The organism is Fictibacillus sp. S7 (genome assembly GCF_004127935.1).
Taxonomy (GTDB): Bacteria; Bacillota; Bacilli; order Bacillales; family Fictibacillaceae; genus Fictibacillus_C; species Fictibacillus_C enclensis.
In genome coordinates this window covers 3859081-3884967 of record NZ_QJKL01000001.1, presented here as the reverse complement: position 1 = coordinate 3884967, position 25887 = coordinate 3859081, and the positions used below count along the sequence as shown (strand labels likewise).

The window sequence follows — 25887 nt, the reverse complement described above, 5'->3', positions numbered from 1 at the left end:
ATCAAAAAATACCCCTATTTTCGGAACGGATAGACACTCCGTTTCTTGGAGGCGGGTTTACGGGTATATTAGATTCACGTGCCATTTTTAATTTTTACGAACAGGGAGGAACATCAATGAAATTGACTGGTAATACTATCCTGGTTACAGGCGGGGCCTCAGGCATCGGACTGGCTTTTGCCGAACGTTTTTTAAAAGAAGGCAACAAGGTAATCATCGTTGGACGACGTCAGGAAAAGCTGGACGAAGCAAAAGAGAAATTCCCGGAACTTCATACAAAAGTTTGTGATGTTTCAAATGAAGAGGAGCGCATCAGTCTCGTGGAATGGGCAACCAAGGAATTCCCGGATTTGAATGTTCTGGTAAATAATGCCGGCATTCAGCAGCGGGTCAACCTGTTAAATACTACAAAAGACTGGAAGTACTATCAAAATGAATTGGCTATTAATGTGGAAGGTCCGATGCATTTGACCATGCTTCTTATCCCTCATTTCGTTAAACAGGAGCGGGCCGCCATCATGAACGTTACCTCCGGTTTGGCCATTCAGCCAGGGGTATGGGTTCCAATCTACAGTGCAACAAAGGCAGCTATGCATTCCTTTACGGTGACCCTGCGCCACCAGCTCGCAGAAACCGGTGTCGAGGTTGTGGAAATCCTCCCTCCAGCCGTCAATACCGATCTGGGCGGTGTTGGACTTCATACCTTTGGTGCTCCACTTGATGATTTTGCGGATACCATTTTTAATGGACTGAGAGATGAAAAATTAGAAGTGGGCTATGGAGGAACCGAAGAACGCCTCCATGCGCCAAGGGAAGAAATTGAAGAAGGTGTCTTGAATGCCTGGCTTGGCTTTCAGAAGAACAATCCTGACTTTCGAAAATAAAAAATGACTCCCCTTTCATCAAGGAAAGGGGAGTTTTTTATTGCCGCTGATGTACCTCATCACTTGGCTTGGGCTGTGTAAAGAAAAAAATGAAGATAATAAGAGGAAGCGCAAGCAAAAATACTCCGGCCTTCGCCGGCCTGACAGTTGGAATATCGGTTAATGACAAAGCCAATCTTATCATTCCTTTTTGCTATAGATGTTGTTATCACTATATTTCAGGGACGTGTATCCTGTACCTATGGATGACAAAAAAATGTTTTGAAGTTGTCTTGCATTCCCGTTCCCGGCAGTGAGGAATAAGATACAACTGTGGGGGGAGGCAAATGGTGAAAGCAGCAGATCAGACAGAAAAAGAACTTCATATCATTGGAGCGATTCAGCGGGGACTTGATTTGGCCACGGCGGCTTTACTTCTCAGCGGACAAATAACCATAATAGGTGTCTTTGTGACTCCCCGGGGTTTTCGGGTTTCTTTGGGCGGCCCGCTGACAGGAGAAGACCGTCTGGAAGGAATTGGAGGAAACCAGGCGGCAACAACGCTTGTGGATGTAATTGATATTGGTCTGGCCATCCTTTTGATCAGCGACCAGATTCGTGTGACCGGTAGCTTCATTGCCCCAGGCCGGTTTACCATTAATGTCAGCGGACCGATTTTTGGCGTTCCCTTAACCGTTCCAAGCCTTCCCCAGTTGAAACGGGAATCTGCCTTTTTTCAAAAAATCGTCTCCAGGCATTTTGATGTGGATCCGCATTTTTTCAAACCAGATCAACAGTATTAAAATGCCTTATAAAGCATTCCAATAGTTTTTATTATTGATGTTTTCCACACACCATTGATAATGACCATCTGAGCAATCCCCGGAATAAAAATTCGCCGTAATGAAGCTATAGACCAGAACATAAAAATACAGTTCTTTTCTGACGCCCTCACCTAACGTTGAAAGTATGATATTCAGGTATCTTTCACGGATATTTGAATGAAATTCATCGTACATATCAAAACATACCCACCCGATGGCAATATCGAATAACGGATCGCCATACATGGTCATCAACCCAAAATCAATTAAACCCCTAACCTGGCTACTTGTATTTATTAATAAATTCCCAGGAAAAAAATCTCCGTGGATTAATGAATACTCCCCTTTGTACTCCTTGGATAAGATCTTCATCAGATCATTTAACTTTCTCTCATACTCCACAATATCTCTTTTAAAATAGCGCATTAATTCCGGTGTCTTCTGACGTATTTTTTCTTTCAATACATCATACCAGTTGTCGATTTTTATGGAGGATATGCCCGGTCCATCAAATAAAACAAACCCTTTGATCGTAGATTTTCCTTTAATCTGCTGCAGATCCAGATGCGCTTTCAGGTAGATTTTCATCATTTTGCTTTGTTCATTAAAGCTCATGTCTGAGAGCAGACTTCGCATATTGCTGCCCTCAATCCGTTTTTCGGTAGTAACTAAAATCCCATTTTCCAGAAACACATCATAAATATACGGAAGCTCATAGCCCAAACCATCAGAATTGATCCCGGCATAAAATTCTTTTAAGCTCCATTGTTTATTAAGATCAGACATGTGATTATAAACTTTCAGTACCTTATGGTCGGATAAAGCATACACCCCGGCTTCCATTCCCGAACCTAAAAAATTCGACTGTGTAATGTTAAATCTATCCAAAATGGCTGATTTAGCATGGTTATTCATCATTTCATCATTCCTGACACTTCTCTTCTTATAACTCCGTACGAAGATCCCACAGTTCCGGGAAAAACCGCTGTTCCAGCACTTTTTTCAAGTACCCAACCCCGGAAGAACCGCCCGTTCCCCGCTTGAAACCTATTACTCTCTCAACGGTTTTCATATGGCGGAAGCGCCATTGCTGGAGCCAGTCCTCAATATCCACCAATTTTTCTGCAAGCTCGTAGAGATCCCAGTATCGCTGCGGATTTTTATAGACCGTGATCCAGGCTTTGCGGACAGACTCGTTCTCCTGATACGTCCGCGTGACATCGCGGTTCAGGACCTCTTCATCAATTGAAATTCCCGCCTTATTCAGCGCCTGGATGGCCATGTCATAGAGTCCTGGTGCTTCATATGCCTGTCTCAGTTCTTTTAGTAGCTTTGGATCTTTTTCATAGATTTTCAGAACATGAGGTGTCTTGTAGCCAAGAGCGAACTCGATCATCCGGTATTGGTAAGACTGGAAGCCGGACGCCTGGCCGAGTGAATCCCGGAATTCCATGTATTCAGATGGTGTCATGGTGGACAGCACATCCCAAGCCTGGATGATTTGTGACTGTGTTTTTGACACACGTGCCAGTTTTTTGAACGCACTGGACAGGTCGTCTTTCTTAATGCAGTCGATGGCGGCATGCATCTCATGCAGTATCAGCTTCATCCACAGCTCGCTGACCTGGTGAATCACAATAAATAACACCTCGTCATGATGTCCGGATAATCTGCGCTGTGCCGATAAAATTTTGTCCAGCTGCAAATATTCCCCGTATGTCATATTATTTTTAAAATCCGTATGGATGCTGGTTTCTGAACTTGTGGCATTGACCTCCTGCCGGTTTTGGTTATCCTTCATGATAACATCCCCCTTTTTGATACCGCTTACAATCATTCCTATCATACCTTATTTTCACAGTACAATTAAATAGGTGTACGGTATAATGAAAAGAACGAGCAAAGATGAAAGGAGCCGCAAAATGAATGAATTTAGCGCACGCCATGCACAAGAACATATTGACAATGAGATGGTAATCATAGAAGTGAACCTGGATGACTGCAGCGGAGAAACGCTGTCGTACACGATGGACAGGCTCTTTGCGGCCGGTGCCAACGATGTGTACTACACTTCCATCTATATGAAAAAGAACCGTCCCGCCTATAAGCTATCCATACTTTCGGACAAAGCAAAGCAGCCATTGCTTGAAGAAATCATCTTTCGTGAAACCTCAAGCTTTGGTTTGCGATATTATCCCGTCTCCTGTCACCGCCTCGGCAGGGAGTTTTACAGGGCCGAGACTGCATACGGTGAAGTATCTGTGAAAATCGGAATCTATCAAGAGGCACCGATTAAATTTTCTCCGGAATATGAGGATTGTAAAAAAGCCGCGGAACAACACAATGTTCCCCTCCAAAACGTGTACGATGATGCAAAATTGGTGGCGATGAAGCATTATAAGGCTTGATTGCCCTCAACATGGGAGCTTGCCGAGGCTTATTGGGAGCTCAATCCGCTTCCATTATTTAACTTGCTCTCAAATTTGCCGTGTTTATTCTCAAAAAACTGGATTTATTCTCAAATCACGCCACTTTATTCTCAAAACCAATCATTTTATTCTCAAACGGTTTAAGCCATGTGAATTTCGACAAAAATTGACTCATCCATTTGCAATAACCGAGCAAGATAAAACCCTGTTTCATCAAGAGATGAACAGGGTTTTATACAAATAATAGACGCCAAAGCAGACGCTCAGCACGCCTGTAAAACGCGTCAGCAGAAGGTTGATTTTTTTATGGTCCGATGACCACGAATACGGCAGCCCGATCAGCAGGGTGGCGAGCACCATACTGATCAATGTTCCTGCACCAAAGACAAGCAGATAAATCACTCCTAAATATTTGTCTTGGATGGTGCTTAAAAACAAGTAAGCGACTCCCGTGCTCCCCGCCAGCCCATGCAGCAGGCCAACGATCAACGGTCTGAGCATCCACTTGCCGCTACTTCCTGAAACGGCATGTTCATGCTTGTGGGAAACACGCAAGGTATAAAAAGCTTTCACACCAAGATAGATGATCATGACGCCAACAACACCTTCCAGCAGCATTTCCACTGAATGGGAGACGAAAAGATTGAAGTAGATAATGGCGCTTCCCACAACCAGAATCGTGGTCATGTGGCCGACCCCCCACCAAGCACCGACCAGTGCGGAAAAACGGGCTTTTTTCTTTTCACTGACAATCGTGGTGACAGCCACAAGATGATCCGGATCGAGCGCATGCTTTAAGCCGAGCAGCATGGCCATCAATAAAATCGTGAGTAGTTCCATATGTAAGCTCCTGTTTTGTTTTTTCTCTATTTTCTCATAATTGTGGTCAGTTTTCCAAGCCCTTCTACCTCTACGGTTATTTCATCCCCATCTTTAAGCCAGTTTCTTTCTCCTTCCGGTTCTCCCATGATGACGCCTTCTGGTGTACCAGTCAAAATGAGATCCCCCGGTTGCAGCGTCATATGTTCTGATGCATAGCTGATAATTTCCTGACAGTTAAACACCAAATCTGCAGTATTCGAGTTTTGGCGAACATTTCCGTTGACCTCGGTCTTTAACGACAGAGCGTTTGGATCTTTCACTTCTTCCGCACTAACCAGATAAGGACCCACCGGGCAGAAGCCATCACACGTTTTTCCAAGCAGCCATTGTCCGGTTTTAAACTGCAGATCACGTGCCGACAAATCGTTTGCTGTGCAATAGCCGTATACATAATTGAGAGCATCTTCTTCACTGACCTTGCTGGCGGTTTTTCCGATCACAATGGCCAATTCCACTTCATAATCCACCTGCAATGAGCGCGCCGGCAATTTGACTTCCTGCTGGTGACCGGCCAGAGCATTATTGAACTTGCTGAAAAGGATAGGAGATTCAGGAAGCGGCATGTTTGATTCTTCGGCATGCTTTTTGTAGTTTAATCCAACACATATAATTTTCTGTGGTTCTGTAACACATGGACCAATCTTCAAAGAATCCTCGGTGTAAAGAAATTCTTCCCTGGCCGCCATCTCTGAATCTGCAAATTGCTGCAGAGCAGCCTTCCCCTGTTCTCCTTTCGCAATCAATTCAGAGACAGTTTGCGGTACCGCATCTGAACCAAGTGAGCGGGCAGCACCCCCAACATCCAAAATGCCGCGCTCCGTTTTTATTCCCAATACCCATTGTCCATCTTTTTCAAAGGTAACCGTAATCATGTTCATCTTCTCCTTTTCACATAAAATAGGAGGGTTAATCAGCGGAACCCTGTCCGCCGATCACCCTCATATAAGCCTTAATTGCCTTTGACAAATACCGTTTTGATGGATGTGTAAAATTCAATGGCAGCCTGCCCCTGTTCTCTTGAGTGGGAGCTCGATTGCTTCATGCCGCCAAATGGAGCCTGAAGCTCTACACCCGCTGTTTCGGCATTAATACGTACAAGCCCGGCGTCCATATCGTTAATAAAGGAAAGCATATGGCTGATGTTGGTCGTATAAATGGAGGCACTCAATCCAAACTCCACATCGTTGGCCATCTCAATCGCTTCCTCAATTGTTCCCACCTTGATTAACGCAAGAACCGGGCCGAAGATTTCCTCCTGCGAAATGGCCATGCCGCTTTCCACATTTTCAAAAACAGCCGGCTCGACATAAAAGCCATCCTTCGTTTCAGGTGCCTCGAGGCGCTGTCCGCCATAAAGAAGGGTTGCTCCCTCTTCTTGTCCCTTTTCAATATAGGAGAGAACCGTCTCCAGCTGTTTTTCACTGGAGCACGGCCCCATCCAAGTTTCACCATCAAGTCCAGGGCCAACCTTTAGCTCGCGGACTTTGGCAAGCAATTTTTCTTTGAACGCGTCATACACATCTTCATGAACGATCACACGGCTTGTTGCCGTACATTTTTGCCCGGTTGAGCGAAGACCGCCGCTGATGGTCCCGTCTACCGCAAGATCAAGATCAGCATCAGCCGCAATGATCACCGGGTTCTTTCCGCCCATTTCGAGCTGGTATTTTGCTCCGCGCGCCAATGCGGCCTGGCCTATCGCTTTTCCTGTCTGGTTGGAACCGGTAAACGTAATACCGTTGACTTGCGGATGATCGACGATGGCCTGTCCGACCTGTGAACCGGTACCTGTCACCATGTTCACTACTCCTGCTGGAATTCCTGCTTCGTCCAGACACTCGATCACTTTTACTGCTGTTACGGCCGCTTCCTGTGCCGGTTTAATGACGATGGTATTTCCGTAAATGAGACCAGGTGCCATTTTCCAAACCGGGATCGCCACTGGAAAGTTCCATGGAGAAATAACGCCAACAACGCCAAGCGGAACACGTGTTGTAAACATTAATGCCTCACTGTCGCTGGATGGAATGACATCGCCTGTCTTGCGCATGCCCTCTCCCGCATAATAGCGAAGAATGGCCACGCCTCTGAGCGTTTCACCCTTGGCTTCACCTAAAGTTTTTCCCATCTCTTTTGTCATTGTTTCAGCAATTTCATCGGCACGGCTTTCCAGGATATTGGCTGCCTTATAAAGGAATTCTCCTCTTGCTGCACCGGACAGCTTTTTCCATGAGGCGAGAGCGTTGTGTGCTGCAGCAACCGCCTGGTCCACATCTTCTTTTCCAGATTTTTGTACATTGCCCACCACATCGTGTTTGTTTGCCGGATTGATGCAGGAGATGGTTTCATTCGTTGAGGCTTCCACCCATTCTCCGTTTACGTAATTCAAATATGTTTTCACCTGTGTTTGTACTGCCATTGATCATCGCTCCCTTTCTTTTTTTAAAATGTAGGTCCAATTCTCCATATGCCAAAATCGTGCTGCTTCAGAATTTCCGACTTGGTCAGTTTGCCTGAAGAAACCTCTTTGATCTCTTCAAAAATCCGCTGTCCGACTTCCCCAATCGTTTCTTCTCCTTCAATAATCGTACCGGCATTCAAATCCATGTTATCGCTCATGTTTTCAAACATGGCGGTATTCGTTGAAATCTTGATCACCGGGGCAATCGGTGAGCCGGTTGGTGTTCCGCGTCCGCTTGTAAACAGAACCACTTGTGCACCGCCTGCGACCATTCCGGTCAGCTGTTCGATATCATGCCCCGGGGTGTCCATCCAGACCAGACCCTTTTGCGAGGGCGGCTCCGCATAATTGATCAATTCCTGAAGAGGCGTTGTTCCTGATTTGTTGGATGCACCGAGTGACTTTTCCTCCAGCGAGCTCAAGCCTCCTTCAATATTGCCCGGGCTCGGGTTGCCTGTACGAATATCCACACCCATCAGGATGGCGCGGTTTTCCATCTGTTCAATGACTTCATACACCCGTTTAGCCACTTGATCATTGACCGCCCGTTTGGCCAGCAGGTGCTCCGCTCCGATCAGTTCTGTCGTTTCAGCCAAAATCGCGGTACCGCCTGCCTCCACGACCAGGTCGCTCACCACGCCAACTGCCGGATTGGCAGAAAGGCCTGAGCAGGCATCGGATCCGCCGCACTCTGTTCCAACGATCAGCTCGCTGAAGTCAAAGGGCTCGCGGCGCTGTGCCGAGGCATCCTGCACCATTTTGGCTGCCACCTTTGCGCCCTGGGCAATCGTCATCAAGGTACCGCCGTTATCCTGTATGGAAACGACCTCGACGGGTTTTCCGCTTTTGGCGATTTCACCCGCCACACTGCGTGCCTGATGGGTTTCGCAACCCAATCCTAGAACAACCACACCATAAACATTGGGATTCAGTCCCATTCCGACATAGGTTCGAAACGTCTGGTCATAGTCCTCTCCCACCTGGGCGCATCCGTGCTGGTGAATGAAGCTGACGGTTCCCTGTACGAGCTCCGTGATCTGCTTGGCGGCCTGGGTGGCGCACGTAATCGTCGGCAGGATCAGCACGTGGTTGCGGACACCTACCTTCCCGTCAGGGCGCCGGTATCCGAGCAATTGATTACTGTACTCGAGATTCAACTTTATCTCCCCTTCCTCTGATGCCTTCGAGATTATGTACATGAACGTGTTCGCCCATGCTGATTTCAGAGGATGCCCGGCCAATGATTTCCCCGTATTTCAAAATCTCCGCTCCCGCTTCAATCGGCTTGACCGCGAATTTATGGCCAAAGCGGATATCCTGAACCAATTGCACTTCCTGTTGATGCCCTTCACAAACAACTGGAACAACAGCTCCCTTCGGCAGATCCATCAGCGCAATGGCCACGTTGTCCGAAGGCTTCATCATTACCGTTTTATACTGGACTCCCATGAAACGATCCTCCTCCCGAATAACTGTTTCAACATTCCCATCATACCTAATTTTCAGTCTTTTTGCTGGTTAGCGGGCCGCTGAAATTTTACTTTTTTGCGTTTTTACCGGATTGTTCAACGTGCCGATGGAAGAAATTTCGATCTCGATCCGGTCTCCGTCCTGCAGTGTGAATTCATTTGGAGGTACGATGCAGGTTCCCGTTAATAATACGGTTCCGTCAAAAAGATCATTGTCTTTTGCCAGGTAATCCACAAGTTCATCTAACCGTCTCTTTAATTGTTTCGTATTGGCCGTGCCTTCCACCACTTTTTCTTCCCCACGGTAAATGCGGCAGGCAAAATCAAAGTCATATGGATCTTCAACTGCATCTGCGAGTAAGATCACTGGACCGATCGCGCAGGAATTTTTCCATACTTTTGCCTGCGGCAGATACAACGGATTCTCTCCTTCAATGTCCCGGCAGCTCATGTCATTTCCAGCCGTGTATCCCAGTACCTTTCCGTTCTTGTCAAGTACCAGCCCAAGCTCCGGCTCAGGAATTTGCCAGTTGGAGTCACTTCGAAGGTAAACCGGCTGATCCGGTCCGACCGTGCGGGCCGCTGTGGATTTAAAAAAGATTTCGGGACGTTTTGCATCATACACTTTATCGTAAAATGTTTCGGCATCGAGCTTCCCGTCAGTCGCTTCATAGTTTCGTGCCTCTTTGCTCTTTTCATACGTTACACCCGCTGCCCAGACCTCAGGAGCCAAAATAGGAACCCCGAGCTCCAGCTCACCAAACGTTGCGTTTTGCGGCTCCTGCCCCGCAATCAATTCCTGGACATGTTTCAATGGGGTGGTTTCTGCTTTTTCTGCTTCTGAAACCAGTTCCAAAAAATCGGCATAAGGCAAATCATACACTCTTTCATCGTTTGCTAAAGCAGCCAGACTGAAATTACCTTCATTGTTTTTATATCGTAAAATGCGCATCTCGTATTCTCCTTTTGTTTGGTTTTATATTATAAAACTGCGTTCTCATTAAAGGATACACTCCTGGCATAAGGAGCGCTTGTTTTAAATGGACGAGGCTTTTACCCCAAATCCAAGTTCCCGTGAAATGTTTTCTGCTGTTTCCTTCAGCATCTCGGCAATCTCTTTGATCGCTTTTTTATTAATGCGGTGTACCGGCTGCGACATGCTGATGGCTGCAATCACATGTTCCGAGTGGTCTCTGATCGGAACCGAAATACATGAAACGCCAGGTTCGTTTTCTTGATTATCCATGGCGAAGCCTTCATTTCTTACATTGTCGAGTTCAGTCAAGAAATCCTTTTCATTGGTAATGGTTTTAGGCGTCTGGCTGATGTAATCATAATCCTTGAGAATGGCGGCCAGTTCTTCCTGGTCTTTAAAGGCCACAAGCGCCTTTCCTACCGCACTGCAGTGCACCGGTATTCTGCGCCCGATCCTGGAATAAAGGATGGTAGCTGCAGATCCTTCGACCTTGTCGATGTAAACGCCTTCCTTTCCATCCAAAATAACAAGATGGATGGTGTTCCCCGTTTTCATGGACAGCTCCATGAGATGTTTTTTCGCTACAGACCGGATATCCAGGTTATGGATCACAAAGTTCCCGCGCTCGAAAAGTTTCATTCCCAGCTTGTATTTTCCGTTTTCAGGATTTTGCTCAATATAGTTGTAATGCTGTAGTGTTTTAAGCAAAGAATGGACTGTACTTTTGTGTAAATTCATTCTTGAGCTGATGTCGGTTATTTTTAATTCCGATTCATATTCGTCAAAAAGGTCCAGAATACGAAGCGCCCGGTCTACGGATTGAATAATTGGCATGTCTCATTCACCCTTTGATAAAGTTTGATGGCTTGTCTTTTCCCTTATGGTACCACACCACAAGGGGGATACAACCGGATTTGCCTTGCAGGACATGCCAAAATCTGTAAGCGCTCTATAGCCTTGGATCAAGGCGCTGCTACTTTTCCGCCTGGCAAAGGAACGGCGATTCCCTCGGCCCCTTTTTCTGAAACCTTGAGATCCGGAGCATAACGCTTAATCATCTCGAGGCCAAGCTTTGCTCGTCTCACACGCTCTTTTGAGAGTGCAATTGAGGTCGGCTCAAGATGGGTTCCTGAAGGGTAAATGTTAGGAGCATTGCGCAAACCGAATTTAATATATACCGGCGCCGCTACCCGGATGATTTCTGGTATTTCATAATGGCGGATAAAGCCGCCGACATCATCAGGCACTTCCACATAAATATCGATCGGAACGTCAACCGCCTGGCGGATCGCTGCGAGCCTTGAAAGCGTAAGGTCGGTGGGCACGTTGTACGTTCCGGCACCAATCTGCTCCATCAGACGGATTGAAATTGGATTCGCCTGTGCCACCTGCACCGAAACTTTAACCACCAGGTCAGCAGGAAGTTCCCCCGTCTTTTTCAATTCATTAACGAGCCACAATAATCCTTCATCCGCCACTAAAATCCCCCGGATTCCGGCGTTGCAGGCGCGCTTGATATCCTCGATGGAATAGATGAGCTGATCCATTCCCTGTACACGAAGGCCGGCAATTTTTCCGGCACTTGCCCATTGCATGGCCGATACATCCCAGCTGCCACGCGGGCCAACAAACAAGCTGACTTCAAGGTTTTCTCTTCTGCCGATAGCTGCCATCTGCTCAAGCTCGTCGTCGGTCAAAAGCATAATTCCACTACCCTGTGAAATTCGGTGAATGCCAACGTCATATTGCTCGCAGGCCTCAATGACCGCTTCAAATGATGCCGGGCCTTCCACACTTGGGATTTCAACACGGTACTGCGCTCCATCAGGAAATGTTTTTTCCGAAGACGGGAGGTCATGACAATCTCCGGGAGGGAAACCCAATTTCTCAATAGCTCTTTTCGTTTCTTCCATTAGATATCTTCCTTTCGATTAATGTTGGGCAAGATTAAGTGAAACAACATCTTTTTGATAGTCCAAATCTGCTTCCTCAAACACTTGAAGCGGAACCACACCATGAGCTGCATCTGTATGGCTGGTCATCCTGTTGCTTGCAGCTACCTGGCGCTGGCGTTTGGAGATGGCCTTCATGCGGGAAGCTGCCAATTCTTTTCTTTGCTGGCGAATATGCTCAAATTTAAATACCTGTTGTCCACGCTGGAACGCCGTTTCGTCCATGAACTGAATGGTGCGCTCACGGAAATCAAGAAACAGTATATCCCCCGTTTGGAGATAAAGGATTCCGCCGTCTCCCTTGGCTTCTGGGGTCATATGGCCTACCGCGGCTCCGTAGGTAACGCCTGAATAGCGCCCGTCACTGATCAGGGTTGCCATCCTTTTCAGCTTACGGTTTGCGTTGATGTGCTGCATCGGCGTAAACATTTCCGGCATGCCGAATGCGACAGGTCCCTGGCCGGATACCACAACCGCGAGTTTCAGGATCCCCTCTTCCACCATGGCATCGAATAACACATCATAAGAATGGGTTTTCAAGACTTCATATCGGTCCGGCGCATTTTGGTTTACAGCAGCAAGAAGATTTTCATGGGTGAATGCTTTCGTATTTCTTAGCTTGTCAACCAGCTCGGCGTCAAGAAGTCCATGGTTGGCGTCCTCTTCGTTGTCATAATAAAGAACAAACGCCGCCTTTTTATCGAACTCATCAAGCTGCAGGGTCGTCATCCCGCTGATTTTAACCACAGCGCTTTCAAAAAAGTTACCGCTGAGTACGTCAACACCGCTGTATGGCCGTCTTGGCTTATCAAGAATGACCGGATTTTCAGCAATCTTTTCAATGGACACCTTATGTTCTTTTTCCAGCCGCTCGCGCCAGCTCGTGCCGGTTACGGTTGGAGCATCTACATCCATCGGCACCCCATTTTGAAGCAGTTCATAAAATAATGATTCCATGCCGCGGCTGTTTCCTGAGCAGCATTGCATCGCCAGTGCAAAAATGTCCCTGCCCTGGGTGAGACTGTAGTCAAACAAATCAGGCACCGGCACCTCGTGATGAATGCGGTCCATTTCATGCAGGCTGAACTTGAATCCGCCATAAAGCATCCCGGCCACGATGTGCATCATCAAATTGGTGGAACCGCCGGATGCGCTGTGGATGCGGACGGCATTTTTAATGTTAGAAGCCATAATATTGGAAGCCCCGAAGGCTTGCTGGTTAATCATGCCTGCCAACGGATCAAGCGCCGCATTGATCTGTTCCTGTGTCGGAGGATCGGTCAGCAGCTCCAGCTCAGGGTGAACAAGCCCCATACCGGCAACCAGGTGCCGCGAGCTGTTTCCGGTTCCGTTAAACGCACAAACCCCGCCAAGCCCGTCGCACGTATTGACCGCCAGACGCTTTTCGTAATCATCGTGTTCCGCCTGGGAGATGAATCCTTTTTCCTTTGCCCGCTGAAGAACACCCTGGAACGCGGTGTTGGATGAACATTGAAGAATGTAAGCCATCGCATCACGAAGATCATAAGCGATGTCATCCGCTCCGTTTTGCTCCGCTTTTTGGGCAACCGCTTCAAGCTCTTCAAAAAGGCCTTCTGGAATGGTTCCTCCCTGTAAAACATGGGCAGGAGCAAATGTGGCAAAGAACGGCGCTTCCCCGCGATAGTTCCGGATGCGGTCGAGATGGGCCATGGCACTTACCACTCCAAGCGGCTGTTTGTCACAGCCCTGGATCACAAAGGCGCCATGATAGCTGTGCGCCTCGATCTGGTTGACAACCATTTCCGCAACCGCATTTCTGCTTTGCAGGGAATAACTCATCCCCTGGTTGCTTTGCGCGGTTCCGTCACACATGACCGGTGTTGAAAAATAAAAAGGAACCCCTCCGTTTTGCCAGATGCGCAGCGCAGCCCTGGACGATGTCTGAAAGTCCATAATATGGGCTGGATGGTCGGGAGATCCCCCGATAATGGCAATACGCGGCGCATTTTCATGAAGCCGGTTATAAATTTCCTCCAGGGTCCAGTCCGGCGCATCGCCTTCATAGGTTGGCCCGAGAATCTGTTTTGCCCGGTCCAAAAGGCCGGCAACACAAATGGGTTCATTGGCCTTACCCTGAACATTGTCACGATATGGATTATAGGAATTTTCGATATATGGATACAACACAATAGTTCGCCACCTTTTAAACTAGTAAACTGTTACAGCATCAGAAGCGCAATCATTGTCCCCATACTGCTGTAGAGAAATGCAAACCCGATGTTCCAGAACGAAACACGGTATGGATTCTGATGCAGAAGACTGCCTGTTAAAGACACCGTAATGTTGTAAGGGCCGGCCATGACAGTGGACAGTCCAGATGAAATAAGAACAACGGCAAAGCTTAAGGGGTTGATCTCTCCCAAAAGAGGCTGTATGACCTCCCCCAGAATGCTGATGGTCACAAGCGGATGAAATCCGATCATCGCCAGACCGAGAAAAAGAACCTGAATCAGCAGAAAGAGCAACACGGGCCAATGCTCCACGGCTCCAAACGGCTGCTGCAGCCATTTTAAAAACGGTGAAACTTTAAGTGTACTAATTAAAAAACCTGCGGAGAGAAACAAAACCATAAAGTTTTGCTGGGACGATGCCCTGTTCTTCCAGACTCGCAAACTATAAACCAGATAGGATCTGATTCTTTTTACGAGAAGAGCCCAGAGAAATGAGTAGGGAACAATGACAAGCGTGACCGCCATTAGAAAATCAGTGTTGAGCACCCGCCTCGCTCCGATGACTGCTGCAATAAAAACACTTAAATAAAGAAGTAGCACCCCGGATTTTTTGAGGATCCTTCCGTCCAACGGTGCCGCTTCTGACGCTGCCGCCTGTTCCACCTGATATTTGCGGTATTTCAGGCCAATCAGCCAGTCTACTCCGAGCAACGTGACAGAGAACAAAAGAAGCCACGGAAGCAGATGAACATAATTCGAATGAGTGATGTCCACACTGATCGCCACCAGAATCTCCATCGGACTCCAGGCGAGACACAGGGCATATCCTCTCAGCATCGCACGGCTGATAAAAATATCCCTCAATTTGTCCTCTGCTTTTTGCAGATTGCGGCGGAGAACCGATTCAACCAGCGGGATCGTAGCGATATTTAAAAACGACCCCAGCAAAAAACTGACAAGCGAGCTTCGGTAATACAACTGCCCCAAATTTCCCACCCGCCGCTTTAGCAGCTGGTTCACACTTTTGTCGTACCGCCCCACAACGATGATGCTGTTGATGAAAGGCAGCACATAAAAGATGGCGAGCAGGACAATGGTTGACGTCATGTAATGCGGCAGCTCAAGCAGCGGCTTTTGCAAATAAAAGTAGAGAAGGCCACCCACCAGAATAAATACGGTTCCTGTCGCACGGTATAGCCCGTTTGCCTTCGGAAATGAAAGAACAAGTGCCAGTATGGCGAAAATCCCTGTCACCTCATCGAGCAGCGAGCTGTCAGCAAACAGGCTGATCGTATAAAAAACGACCATGAGGCTGTATATGGCAAGCAAGATCACCGGGCTTCGCCAGCTGTGTACATCTCTGCCGGTTCAGACAGGATTTCAATATCCGAATGGGCTTCCGCTTCCTCTCTCAGGCTCTCGGAAATCCATATATGCTGAAGATCCAGCGTGTTTGGAATACGTACCACCCTTGCTCTTGTAAGGTCACGGGCATTGCACGTTTTGATGGCCGCTTTTATAGCCATCTCTTCGTCCTCAAGAACCATCGGAACTTTAATCACCGATGTCACCGTACTGGTGAGCGAATTGGCGTAGCCCTTTTCCCAGGAGATGCTGTTAAACAGCTTCCTGGTGGTTGTATCCGCCAGTCCGATTCCGTTGGCATTGCCATGGGTTTTCTCCGTTAAACCGAGCACGACAATGCGTGAAACATCAGGTCCCCCGTAGGCATAAGGAGTGGCATAACGTCCGGTAATGTTCGGGTCCATCCCGTCCCCTGAAATGTCTTTGCCGATTTCTTCAACAATCAGCACATCCATCGGATCAAATAAAATTTTTGGCATCAGCACTTTCGCTTCAAGCAAAAGCCCCGGCTCTCTTTCTTCCATTTCCTCGGCAGGAACGGCAACAATTTTGGCTGGTCGGTCATAGGCGTTCTCAATGGATCCAAGTCCGAAAATAATCGGAATCTTGGCCATAACCATCTTGGCCATTTGGGGAACATGCTCTGCCATGTACTTAAAGCTGTAGGCATGCGCGGCCTCCGCCCCTTTTTGCTTTCCAAGGCCAATCGTGATCATCTTCATCAAACCACTTTCAACCGGGCCTCGGAAAGCCGTGTGCGGCTTTATCCGGTTAATAACGATCACCTTGTCTGCACTGGCGGCATTTTTATCGGTGTAAACAGGCAGGCCATTTTCAAGCGTGCCGGTTTGCACGACCTCCATGCTGGATACAATCGGTGCGCCGACCGATGCTTCGGTGACACCGAGCTGCTCGAGCACTTCACGCTGCCCTTCAGCCGTGGCACCGCCATGGCTGCCCATGGCAGGCACAATAAAAGGAGAACCCCCTGCTGATATGACAGCGTTGACCGTTTCCCTGACAAGTATGGGAAGGTCGGCCACACCGCGGCTACCCGCGGCGATGGCTACCCGGTCACCAGGCGATATCCTTGAGAGTACGCCTGTTTCTTTTAATGTCTGCTGAACGGCCTGTGCGGTGTCATCAAGTTCAGGAGCATGAAAGGATTGCTTCACTTTCATCATCTTTGGAAGGGCTATATCCTGCAGCAACTGTGATATGATCTCCATTCCTCTTCCTCCTTATCTGACTTTTCTCTTATTTTTTCCTCGCTTTTTCCACTTCTGACATCATTTCATCGACCAGGTCTTGTCCAAACTTTTTCGCGTACTTGTCGGTGACCGGCTTCACGATTTCTTTCATTTTTTCTTTTTCAGCGTCGGAGACCTCATTGACCTCCATGCCAGCTTTTTTCAAATCCTCGAGAGCTTTTTCGTTCTCTTTGCGGTTCAGATCACGCTGGTATTTTCCTGCTTCCTGCGCAGAATCTCTCATGATTTTTTGTTCTTCCTTTGAAAGCTTGTCCCAGAACTGCTTGCTCACAAGAAAAACAAATGGTGTGTACACGTGCTTGGTCATGCTTAAGTAGGGCTGAACTTCGTTATACTTGCTGGATTTAATGGTCGCGAGCGGATTTTCCTGCCCATCCACTGTTTTCCCCTCAAGCGCAGTAAACACCTCGGAAAACGCCATTGGCGACGGATTGGCACCCAGCTTTTTAAACGCATCCAGATGAACCTCGTTTTGCATGGTTCGGATCTTCAATCCTTTAAAATCCTCCGCGGTCTTCACTGGGTGTTTGCTGTTTGTCAGATTGCGGAATCCATTCTCCCAATACCCAAGGCCAATCAGCTTGTGTTCCGGCAGCTTTTTCAATAGCTCCTTCCCCACTTTTCCGTCAAGAACGGAGTACGCTTCTTCTTCGGTATTAAACACAAACGGAAAATCGAAAATCCCGTATTCCTTGATCATTCCAACAAGCGGCGAGGTGGAAGGAATGGTTACCTCCTGAAGTCCGCCCTGCAGCGCCTCGGTCATTTTCTGGTCATCGCCAAGCGTGGCGCTGTAAAAGTTTTGCACTTTCATTTTCCCGCCGCTTTTCTTCTCAACCAGCTCTTTGAACTTCTTCAAGCCTTGTCCTTCCGGATGATCTTCATTCAAGCCGATCCCAGCTTTAATGGTTCGTTCCTGTATCCCGCCTTTTTCGGATCCTCCAGTTTTCGTTGCTCCACAACCCCCAAGGATCAACATGCCCGGGAGGGCGACACCAATAGCCAGCTTTTTCACCCAATTCTTCATTCTATTTCCCCCTCTTCATCCAATTGGCTAACTCATTGCATAGCGGCTTTCGGGCTGATTGCTCTTCAGCACCGACCGCTCTTCAACCTGCTTGTTCACTAGATACTTTGGATACTCCTTGCAGATCAGAACGTCCACAACACCGAGCGCTGCTTTTGTTCTCATTTCTTTGGCAGCCTCCTCGGAATACCAGGCGACATGAGGCGTCAGGATCACGTTATCCATGGACAGGAAGGGATGATTTTCAGAAATCGGTTCTTCCTCTATCACATCCAGGGCCGCTCCCCCGATCTCTCCCGTTTCGAGCGCTTCTATTAATGCTTTTTCATCCACTACCGGCCCTCTAGACGTATTGATCAGAAGGGCATCATTTTTCATTTGGGAAAACAGGGAGGCGTTGATCATGCCTTTTGTTCCTTCTGTTAACGGTGCATGGACAGAGATGATGTCAGACACCCGGCATAATTCTTCCAGAGAAACCAGTTGTACCCCCTTCTTTTCTGCTTCTGCCGCAGGATAGTAGGGATCAAAAGCAACGACTTTTAACCCAAGGGGCTGCACCTTTTCAGCCAGGCTTTGCGGAATCTTTCCATACCCTACCAGTCCGAGCACCTGCCCGCGGAGCCGGTGAATCGGCTGGGTCACTTTAAAATCCCAATTTCCGCTTTTCACCTGCTCATTTGCTTTAACGATTTTTCTTCGTGCAGAAAGGAGCAACGACAGCGCATGGTCAGACACTTCGTCCATGCAATAGTCCGGAACATTAGCCACGCAAATCCCTTTTCCGGTGGCGGCTTCCAGGTCGATCGTATTCACGCCCACCCCGTAGCGCGTAATCACCCGGCATTTTTCAAGCTGTTCGATAACCGTGCTGCCAAGGGGAGCATATTGATTAATCAGCGCGTCCGCATCCCGGCAGGCCTCAATGACTTCTTCCTCTGTCCGGCATTGGGCACCGATCAATTCAACTTTTGAATATTTTTCAAATACAGCTTTCTCATATCGCAAATCATCGTATTCCCAATCTGTAACAACCACTTTCATCTTGGACATCACTTTCACTCCTTAAAAAATTAAGTAAACCATTTGAGAGGAACGGTAACCAATGACGGAAAGAGGATCAGCAAGATCAGGACTATTACCTCCACCATCAGAAACGGCCATATTCCCTTCATAATGTCTTCCATACTGATTTTACTGACTCCACAAACGACATTTAGCACTGTACCAACCGGAGGAGTCAGCAAACCGATGGCATTATTGATAATAAACAAAACACCGAAATATACAGGGTCGATACCCACCTGCTGAATAACCGGCATCAGCACGGGTGTCAGGATTAGGATGGTTGGTGTCATATCCATCGCTGTACCGATCAGGACAACCAAAAGATTAATCATTAAGAGTATGAGCAGCGGGTGCTCCATAAAAGGCTCCAACAGCCCGATGACTTGTGCCGGCAGATTGGCAACAGTAATCAGCCATGAGGATACAAGGGCTGCCGCGACCAGAAACATAACGACACTAGTCATTTTTGCTGCGCGTACCAGCAGCTGATACAAGTCCGCCAATTTTATTTGCCGGTAAATGACCATCCCCACGAACAAGGCATACACAGCGGCAACAACAGCGGCTTCAGTCGGAGTGAAAATTCCACCGCGCAATCCGCCAATAATGATGACGGGAAGCAAAAGCGCCCAAAAGCCTTGCCTGATGGAAATGAGAATTTCTTTTATGGATTTGCGGGGTGCCACTTGAACCTTGTCTTTATGGGCCACAATCGCCCATGTCACACAGAGGCCAACTGCAAGCATAACCCCAGGAACAATACCTGCCATGAACAGTTTAGTGATGGATACCCCACTGGTTACACCAAAGATGATGAACCCAATGCTTGGCGGAATGATCGGAGCTATAATTCCTCCTGATGCGATTAAACCGCTGGACCGGTTAATGTCATAACCGCTCTTGACCATCATGGGAATCAGAATTGCCCCGAGGGCAGCGGTATCCGCCACAGCAGAGCCGGAAAGACTGGCAAATAACACACTGGCAATAATGGCTACATAGCCAAGTCCGCCGCGGATATGCCCTACCATTGACATTGCCATCTGTACAATGCGCTGGGAAAGCCCCCCGGCGTTCATTGCCTCGCCCGCAAGCATAAAAAACGGGATGGCCATCAGTGGAAAATTGTCCGCACCATTAATTAAGTTTTGGGCAATAATCTGGCTGTCGAATATTCCTAAAAAGAACATTAAAGCGACACCGCTGAGCAGCAGGGCAAAGGCAATCGGCATTCCAAGCGCCATTGTGCCGAGAAGTGATCCAATAAATACACCAATCATGCTTGTTTTTCCTCCTTTCCAACACTGATTTCCTTGAAATCCACCAGTTCTTCCGATTCGCTGATGACAATCAAATCTTCATCGCGCACTTTATTAAACAAAATTTTATACACATTGTTGATCAAGATGAGTCCCATAGCCAGACTGACTACGATTCCTGTACCGTAAACAAAGGAAAGCGGAAGTCCGGTTGCAGGTGCTTTGCTGTCCATATTAATGACAGTCATCTTCCAGCTTCCTTCCAACACCAGGAAAAGAACAAAGAGCATGAGCAGATCACTGAAAACCAATACGACTTTTTTTGCTTTCACGGGCAAACGCCTGACCAGCATGTCGACACCGAGATGTTCCTTGGCTTTAAAGGCACCGATCGCTCCTAAAAATGTGAGCCAGATAAACAAATAGCGTGACATCTCTTCAGACCAAGTGATACCTGAATTAAAAAGGTATCTTAGAACCACATTGCCAAACACCAGTATGACCATCAGACCCAAAGCAACGGCCATAAAAATATTCAGAAGCGTTTCCAAGTACCGTGAGATCTTTTCCATCTTCTCCCCACCTCTTCATGCAATTGTCATTGCTTACTGCTCAGCCTTTATCTTCTTGACCAGCTCTTTTGCCCAGTCATACTTCTTATAAAAATCGTCATACATAGGTTTTGACGCTTCTTCCATTTTCTTCTCGAACGCTCCATCCGGTGTATGGAACTTCACGCCCTTTTTGGTCAAAAACTTCTTATCCGTTTCATAGCTTTTTTCCATCAGATCAAACTCGTAATCTGCCGCTTCCTTAGATGCCTTTTCAATTACACTTTGCTGTTTTTTGGAGAGACTGTTATAGAACTTGCTGTTTATGATATAAATATTGGGGCTGAACATATGGTTGGATTCCAAAACATCGCTTTGAACCTCATACCAGCCGGAAGCACGGAGAGTAGCAATCGGATTGTCCTGCCCGTCTACAACCTTCTGTTCCAATGCTGAGAATACTTCGGAGATCGGCATTGGTGTCACATTCATGCCAAGCAGCTTACCGAGTTGTATGTAATTTGGTATGTTGGGCATTCTCATTCGCAAGCCGTCGAAATCCTTCATGGTTTTTACAGGTTTGTTACTCGAGAACATCCGGAATCCATTCGCACTCCAGGCCAGCGGTTTAACACCATGCTTCTTTTCAAGATCCTCAGTAAGCTCTTTGCCTATGGGGCCGTTGAGCACTTTTTTGACATGTTCATAATCTTTGAAAAGGAACGGCCATTCCGGAACCGCCATTTTTTCAATATCGGACTGCATGATCAGTCCAGGGATACCCATTTCGATCGTACCGTTTCGGACGCCGTCGTAAAATTCCTTTTCGGCACCGAGTGTGCTGTTGTCATAAATCTGAACTTTCAGCGTGCCGCCGGATTCCTTTTCAACCATTGGCTTGAATTTTTCCCGCAGCGCCACATTCTGCGGATGATCCTTGGCAAAATAATTGGCGACCTTTATTGTCTTTGTTTTTTCTCCCGAAGAGGAAGTGGATTTACTGCCGCATCCCGACAGGATCAGGGACAGCATCAGCATGATGCCCATTACAACACCCAAACTTTTCTTCACCTTCACCATAACCACCCTTTCATCTGTTTTTTGCTTTTTTGAAAGCGTTACCACCATGCTGCAAAAAAATAGATCAGTAAAATAGCGGAGGACTGATAGTTTTACATTATAAAACTCTGTTCTGTTATATTTTTAAACAAAAGACACTGCCCTCCTTACAAAATGATGATTGTTTCTGGAAATGCAATGTCTTAATTGTTTTATAATATAAAACCGTGTTCTGTATAACTAATAACTGTGATAATCATAGTATATCTTGTCAAAGGATGTCAATCCGTTTTTTTATTTTTCTGAAAATAGTCTCATTTTACTATTTTTAATTTAAAAGCAATTAGTAAGTTTAATATTTTCAAAGTAAAATCACTGGGTGATTGTTAGGAGGATATGCCCCAGGCCGGTATATAACAGGTCAAACTAGTTGCGCGGACAGTAAATTTTCGATTTCGGCCAGTAACAACGACGGATACCCTTCACCTATCCACCGGCATCACTCACAAACTGGTAAAAAATCACACAAAAAAGCTCGGGAGATCGCAATACCCGCTCTCTCCCGGGCTTTTCTACTTCACTTTCTCCTCAAAAAGGATTGCTCTGAGAACGTTCGGATGCTCAAAGTCCTTTTGTCCTGCTCCATATCCGATTTTCTCGATGACAAGAGGTGGCATATACCCATAGTCATCGGCAAGCGCCTTTAAGAAGCCGGCTCCTGTTGGCGTGGTCAGTTCGCCTTTTACATGGAAAGCCTCAAGCGGCACTCCTTTAAGAATCTCGGCAGTCGCAGGGGCCGGAATGGGATAGAGTCCATGCGCCATCCTCACCTTGCCATAGCCCGTCGGGACGGGTGAGGCTACAATTCTATCAACCTGCAAATCTTCGAGCGCCAGGCATACTCCGATCACATCAATAATGGAATCCATGGCACCCACCTCATGAAAGTGAACCTCCTTTGGATCCATTCCGTGAATCTTACCCTCCGCTTCGGCGATGACTTCAAATACACGCCGGCTCCGTTCCTTTACCCGAACAGGAAGCTCACTTGTTACAATCATCTCCAAGATCGTTGATGCTTTCCGATGAACATGGTCATGGTGGTGATGATGTTCATGTTCATGCGAATGGCCGTGTTCATGCTCATGATCGTGATGATGGTCATGTTCGTGAGAATGGCTGTGGCCTGCTTCATGGACATGTGCGGCACCTACCAGTTCCGCTTCCTTAAACTGCAGGTCAAGCAGGTTCGCTGAGATTCCTCTCTTATCGACTTTCTTGGTGTCCATGTGAAACGAATCAATCGGAAGCTGCTTCAGCTGCTCTGTTACGTAGGAAGGATCAGCGCCAACGTCGAAAAGCGCAGCAAGTGTCATATCACCGGAAATGCCGTACTGGCAATCAAGATAAAGCTGTTTCATTGGCAATCCCCTCGTTTGCGAGTTTTAAAATAAGAGCCGCCTGATAGGCCGCACCAAATCCATTATCAATGTTCACCACACTCATTCCGGACGCACAGGAGGTGAGCATGGCGAGAAGCGGAGTAAGACCCTGCAAATGGGCACCATACCCCACAGAAGTCGGAACCGCAATAACCGGACGCTGAACCATGCCTCCGATCACACTCGGCAGAGCTCCTTCCATACCGGCCACAACGATCAGCACACTTGCTTTTGTGATATCTTCCCGATAGGCAAGCAGCCGGTCAATGCCAGCTACCCCAACATCATACAGGCGGTTGACTTTGCAGCCCATCCAATCGGCGGTAATGGCCGCTTCCTCTGCGACAGGAAGATCGGAGGTGCCTGCCGCAATAACCATCACATCCCCGCCGTATTTCTCACGCGGAGGTCCGTATAAAAGAATTCTGGAAACGTCGTGATAGTGAGCATCAGGATATACGGCCAAGAGAACCTCTGCCTTCTCTTTGGAAAGCCGGGTAACCATAGCCTTCCCGTGGGTCTCAATCAGGGTTTTCATGATTTTTTTAATCTGATCTGCTGTTTTTCCTTCTCCATAGATGACTTCAGGATAGCCTGTACGTTTCTCACGATCCAGGTCCACCTTACTGAAGCCGAGGTCTTCGAATTTTTTCATGAAATCTCCTTCTCTACGTTGTTTTGGTTTCTGCCAGCACTTTGTTCATACTGCCGCTTTTATAGCCGGTCAAATCCATCGTTACAAAGCTGTAGCCAAACTCCTGCAGCTGCTTTGTAATTTCTTCGTGATGTTCAAGAAGCCTGTTCATTTCCTGTGGCTCTACTTCAATTCTGGCAATGTCTCCATGCGTTCGGACCCGTACCTGACGGATGCCGATGGCGCGAATGGCCTGTTCGGAACGGTCCACTTTTCTCAGCTTCTCGATGGTAATTTCTTCTCCATAGGCAATTCTTGATGAAAGGCAGGCAAAGGAGGGCTTATCCCATGTAGGAAGCCCCATCTGCTGTGAAAGCTCACGTATTTCGCTTTTGAACAAACCGGCCTCCTGGATTGGTCCCCGTACATTGTATTCTCTTGCGGCTTTTGTTCCCGGCCGGTGTTCTCCCATGTCATCGGCTATGAGACCAAACGCGATATTTTCATAGTGATGTTCATGCATAATCGGAATCAGATGCTCAAACAAACTCTTCTTGCAAAAATAACAGCGGTTGGAGGTGTTTTCGGAATAGCCGGGAATGCTGAGTTCTGAGGTTTCTATCACTTCATGGCGTGCGCCGAGCATCGCTGCGTACCGTTTTGCCTCCTGCAGTTCCTCAAACGGATAGGTCTCGCTGTCTGCAGTGACCGCCAGCACGTTTTCTTTTCCAAGCGTATCAAGCGCGACTTTTAATAGAAAAGTGCTGTCCACCCCTCCGGAAAAAGCGACCACTACGGTTTTCATTTCTCGTAAAATATCCTGCAGTTTTTCATACTTATCCAACAACAGAACCCCTCCGTTCTTCCACATAAGGAATGGTTAGCGGCCCGAGTGGCAGTACTGCTATTGTCATCTCAGGTCCGTATTTCTCTTTTAACTCTTCCAGTGTCTTTTCAATGTCATGGGTCGGCATCAGGATGGCTCCTTTTACCTGCTCATCGGTCAGCTTGGAATAGACATAAACATCTGCCCATACCTGGGTGACCGCCTGCTTTTGAACCTGCCACTGATCGAACATTTTAAAGTTGGGATCATTGATCAGATCAAGCAGCTCCTGTGGTGTTTCAGCAAATTGAAAAATTTTCGAGTAATTCCCGTGGTCAGGCAGCCCGTCAGAGCATTCGGAAGCAACGATGATGGAGCCTCCCTCTTTCACAATCTTGTGAGCGGCACTCATTCCTTTAACTGCCTGATACAAATTTTGGTCAAGCGGATAGCCGGAGTTGGAGGTGATCACCACATCAAACCTCTCTTTGCAGCGGATCATGGCATGTTCCTTGGCAAACGCACATCCCTTATCGTGTGCTTCATACAGCTCCCCGGCGAACACATTGGTGATTTCCTTTTCCCGGTTCAGCGTCACGTTCAACATAAAATGCGGCTTGCACATCGCATTGATTTCGCGTGTCATTTCCTGAACCGGGTTATCCACCATGTTGCCCCAAGTGGAGCGTGGATCCCCGATCATTCGCGCATTATGAAAGGTCATAATGGTTTCTATACCGGCAATGCCAGGCATGATGCCTTTTGGACCGCCCGAAAATCCCGCAAAAAAGTGGGGCTCAATGAATCCCGTAACAATGCGGAAATCGGCTTCCACATAGTCTTTATTCAAATAGACGTCGCAGCCGAACTTGCTTCTTCCCACATTAACGAGTGAATCCAGATCATGACAGTGATTATTGACAATCTTGATATGATCGACGACCCACTGGCCGAGCATTTGCACAAACTCTTCCTCTGTCTGGTCGCGGTGAGTGCCTGTCCCGTTGATGATCACAAAGTTCTCAAGCGGCACATGATCCAGTTCCTCAATGAGCAGAGGAACAAGCACGTCATTTGGTGTCGGTCTTGTAATATCGCTGATTACAATGGCCACTTTGTCTGTCACCTTGACACTTTCCTTTAGTGACGGTGCACCGATCGGATTTCTCAACGCATCCAAAATCGCCTGCTCTTTGTTCTCAACTCCCGGAAGGTTATTCGGTTCCACAACAAACGTGTTTTCAGGGAGATTCAGTTTCAGCCCTTCTTTTCCGTATAACAAAGTTGTCTCCATATGTTGTTCTCTCCTTTTTAAC

General features: G+C 47.4%; 25 protein-coding genes. 3 read left to right on the top strand and 22 right to left on the bottom strand.

Features of this window, described 5'->3' with window-relative positions:
• The first annotated feature begins 116 nt into the window (after positions 1 to 116).
• On the top strand, positions 117 to 884 hold the full coding sequence (locus DMO16_RS19855; protein ID WP_129479673.1) for an SDR family oxidoreductase: 768 nt from the start codon (positions 117 to 119) through the stop codon (positions 882 to 884).
• 326 nt (positions 885 to 1210) lie between these two features.
• Positions 1211 to 1666, top strand: a complete 456-nt coding sequence (locus DMO16_RS19850) for a hypothetical protein (RefSeq protein ID WP_129479671.1) — start codon at positions 1211 to 1213, stop codon at positions 1664 to 1666.
• Positions 1667 to 1672: 6 nt separating this feature from the next.
• Here DMO16_RS19850 and DMO16_RS19845 read toward each other — a convergent pair whose 3' ends face one another.
• Both DMO16_RS19845 and kynA read right to left on the bottom strand, forming a co-directional pair.
• Positions 1673 to 2602, bottom strand: coding sequence for a phosphotransferase (locus DMO16_RS19845; protein WP_206738141.1), 930 nt, complete (start codon positions 2600 to 2602; stop codon positions 1673 to 1675).
• A gap of 28 nt (positions 2603 to 2630) precedes the next feature.
• The gene (gene kynA, locus DMO16_RS19840; RefSeq protein WP_129479667.1) at positions 2631 to 3488 is read right to left on the bottom strand and encodes a tryptophan 2,3-dioxygenase; all 858 of its coding nucleotides are present in this window, start codon (positions 3486 to 3488) and stop codon (positions 2631 to 2633) included.
• A gap of 121 nt (positions 3489 to 3609) precedes the next feature.
• Here kynA and larC point away from each other — a divergent pair, with 121 nt between their 5' ends.
• Positions 3610 to 4095, top strand: a complete 486-nt coding sequence (larC, locus tag DMO16_RS19835; protein ID WP_061975383.1) for a nickel insertion protein — start codon at positions 3610 to 3612, stop codon at positions 4093 to 4095.
• Between the two features lie 234 nt (positions 4096 to 4329).
• On the opposite strand, the gene DMO16_RS19830 is transcribed toward larC, so the two are convergent.
• The 20 genes from DMO16_RS19830 to larA form a co-directional block, all read right to left on the bottom strand.
• Positions 4330 to 4956, bottom strand: a complete 627-nt coding sequence (locus DMO16_RS19830) for a cytochrome c biogenesis protein CcdA (protein WP_129479665.1) — start codon at positions 4954 to 4956, stop codon at positions 4330 to 4332.
• Positions 4957 to 4982: 26 nt separating this feature from the next.
• The gene (locus DMO16_RS19825) at positions 4983 to 5870 is read right to left on the bottom strand and encodes a fumarylacetoacetate hydrolase family protein (protein ID WP_129479663.1); all 888 of its coding nucleotides are present in this window, start codon (positions 5868 to 5870) and stop codon (positions 4983 to 4985) included.
• Between the two features lie 77 nt (positions 5871 to 5947).
• Positions 5948 to 7417: an alpha-ketoglutaric semialdehyde dehydrogenase GucD gene (gucD, locus tag DMO16_RS19820; RefSeq protein WP_129479661.1), complete on the bottom strand. Its 1470-nt coding sequence runs from the start codon at positions 7415 to 7417 to the stop codon at positions 5948 to 5950.
• 23 nt (positions 7418 to 7440) lie between these two features.
• Complete coding sequence (locus tag DMO16_RS19815; RefSeq protein ID WP_240482433.1) at positions 7441 to 8616, bottom strand: UxaA family hydrolase; 1176 nt, start codon at positions 8614 to 8616, stop codon at positions 7441 to 7443.
• Positions 8597 to 8908 carry a UxaA family hydrolase gene (locus DMO16_RS19810; protein ID WP_061975099.1) on the bottom strand — a complete coding sequence of 104 codons (312 nt, stop codon included), beginning with the start codon at positions 8906 to 8908 and terminating at the stop codon, positions 8597 to 8599. The genes DMO16_RS19815 and DMO16_RS19810 overlap by 20 nt, the downstream gene beginning before the upstream one ends.
• Positions 8909 to 8977: 69 nt before the next feature.
• Positions 8978 to 9880 (bottom strand): fumarylacetoacetate hydrolase family protein, encoded by a 903-nt coding sequence (locus DMO16_RS19805; RefSeq protein ID WP_129479659.1) that lies wholly within the window; start codon positions 9878 to 9880, stop codon positions 8978 to 8980.
• A gap of 84 nt (positions 9881 to 9964) precedes the next feature.
• Complete coding sequence (locus DMO16_RS19800) at positions 9965 to 10738, bottom strand: IclR family transcriptional regulator (protein WP_061975103.1); 774 nt, start codon at positions 10736 to 10738, stop codon at positions 9965 to 9967.
• Between the two features lie 128 nt (positions 10739 to 10866).
• Positions 10867 to 11817, bottom strand: a complete 951-nt coding sequence (locus DMO16_RS19795) for a U32 family peptidase (protein ID WP_061975105.1) — start codon at positions 11815 to 11817, stop codon at positions 10867 to 10869.
• An 18-nt stretch (positions 11818 to 11835) separates the two neighbouring features.
• Positions 11836 to 14028 carry a dihydroxy-acid dehydratase gene (locus tag DMO16_RS19790; RefSeq protein WP_129479657.1) on the bottom strand — a complete coding sequence of 731 codons (2193 nt, stop codon included), beginning with the start codon at positions 14026 to 14028 and terminating at the stop codon, positions 11836 to 11838.
• Between the two features lie 29 nt (positions 14029 to 14057).
• Complete coding sequence (locus DMO16_RS19785; RefSeq protein ID WP_206738140.1) at positions 14058 to 15398, bottom strand: hypothetical protein; 1341 nt, start codon at positions 15396 to 15398, stop codon at positions 14058 to 14060.
• Positions 15399 to 15400: 2 nt separating this feature from the next.
• Complete coding sequence (locus tag DMO16_RS19780; protein ID WP_061975110.1) at positions 15401 to 16663, bottom strand: lactate racemase domain-containing protein; 1263 nt, start codon at positions 16661 to 16663, stop codon at positions 15401 to 15403.
• A gap of 28 nt (positions 16664 to 16691) precedes the next feature.
• The gene (locus DMO16_RS19775) at positions 16692 to 17732 is read right to left on the bottom strand and encodes a TRAP transporter substrate-binding protein (protein ID WP_129479653.1); all 1041 of its coding nucleotides are present in this window, start codon (positions 17730 to 17732) and stop codon (positions 16692 to 16694) included.
• A gap of 27 nt (positions 17733 to 17759) precedes the next feature.
• The gene (locus DMO16_RS19770; RefSeq protein WP_129479651.1) at positions 17760 to 18785 is read right to left on the bottom strand and encodes a C-terminal binding protein; all 1026 of its coding nucleotides are present in this window, start codon (positions 18783 to 18785) and stop codon (positions 17760 to 17762) included.
• Between the two features lie 20 nt (positions 18786 to 18805).
• Positions 18806 to 20080: a TRAP transporter large permease subunit gene (locus tag DMO16_RS19765; protein WP_129479649.1), complete on the bottom strand. Its 1275-nt coding sequence runs from the start codon at positions 20078 to 20080 to the stop codon at positions 18806 to 18808.
• Complete coding sequence (locus DMO16_RS19760) at positions 20077 to 20631, bottom strand: TRAP transporter small permease (protein ID WP_061975118.1); 555 nt, start codon at positions 20629 to 20631, stop codon at positions 20077 to 20079. The genes DMO16_RS19765 and DMO16_RS19760 overlap by 4 nt, the downstream gene beginning before the upstream one ends.
• Before the next feature lie 33 nt (positions 20632 to 20664).
• Positions 20665 to 21690, bottom strand: a complete 1026-nt coding sequence (locus DMO16_RS19755) for a TRAP transporter substrate-binding protein (RefSeq protein WP_129479647.1) — start codon at positions 21688 to 21690, stop codon at positions 20665 to 20667.
• Between the two features lie 551 nt (positions 21691 to 22241).
• Positions 22242 to 23090 (bottom strand): LarC family nickel insertion protein, encoded by an 849-nt coding sequence (locus DMO16_RS19750; protein WP_129479645.1) that lies wholly within the window; start codon positions 23088 to 23090, stop codon positions 22242 to 22244.
• Positions 23071 to 23766 carry a nickel pincer cofactor biosynthesis protein LarB gene (larB, locus tag DMO16_RS19745; protein WP_061975123.1) on the bottom strand — a complete coding sequence of 232 codons (696 nt, stop codon included), beginning with the start codon at positions 23764 to 23766 and terminating at the stop codon, positions 23071 to 23073. Before larB ends, DMO16_RS19750 begins: the two co-directional genes overlap by 20 nt.
• 13 nt (positions 23767 to 23779) lie before the next feature.
• Positions 23780 to 24616, bottom strand: coding sequence for an ATP-dependent sacrificial sulfur transferase LarE (larE, locus tag DMO16_RS19740; protein ID WP_082635916.1), 837 nt, complete (start codon positions 24614 to 24616; stop codon positions 23780 to 23782).
• Positions 24582 to 25865 carry a nickel-dependent lactate racemase gene (gene larA, locus DMO16_RS19735; protein ID WP_129479643.1) on the bottom strand — a complete coding sequence of 428 codons (1284 nt, stop codon included), beginning with the start codon at positions 25863 to 25865 and terminating at the stop codon, positions 24582 to 24584. Before larA ends, larE begins: the two co-directional genes overlap by 35 nt.
• Between the last annotated feature and the right edge of the window lie 22 nt (positions 25866 to 25887).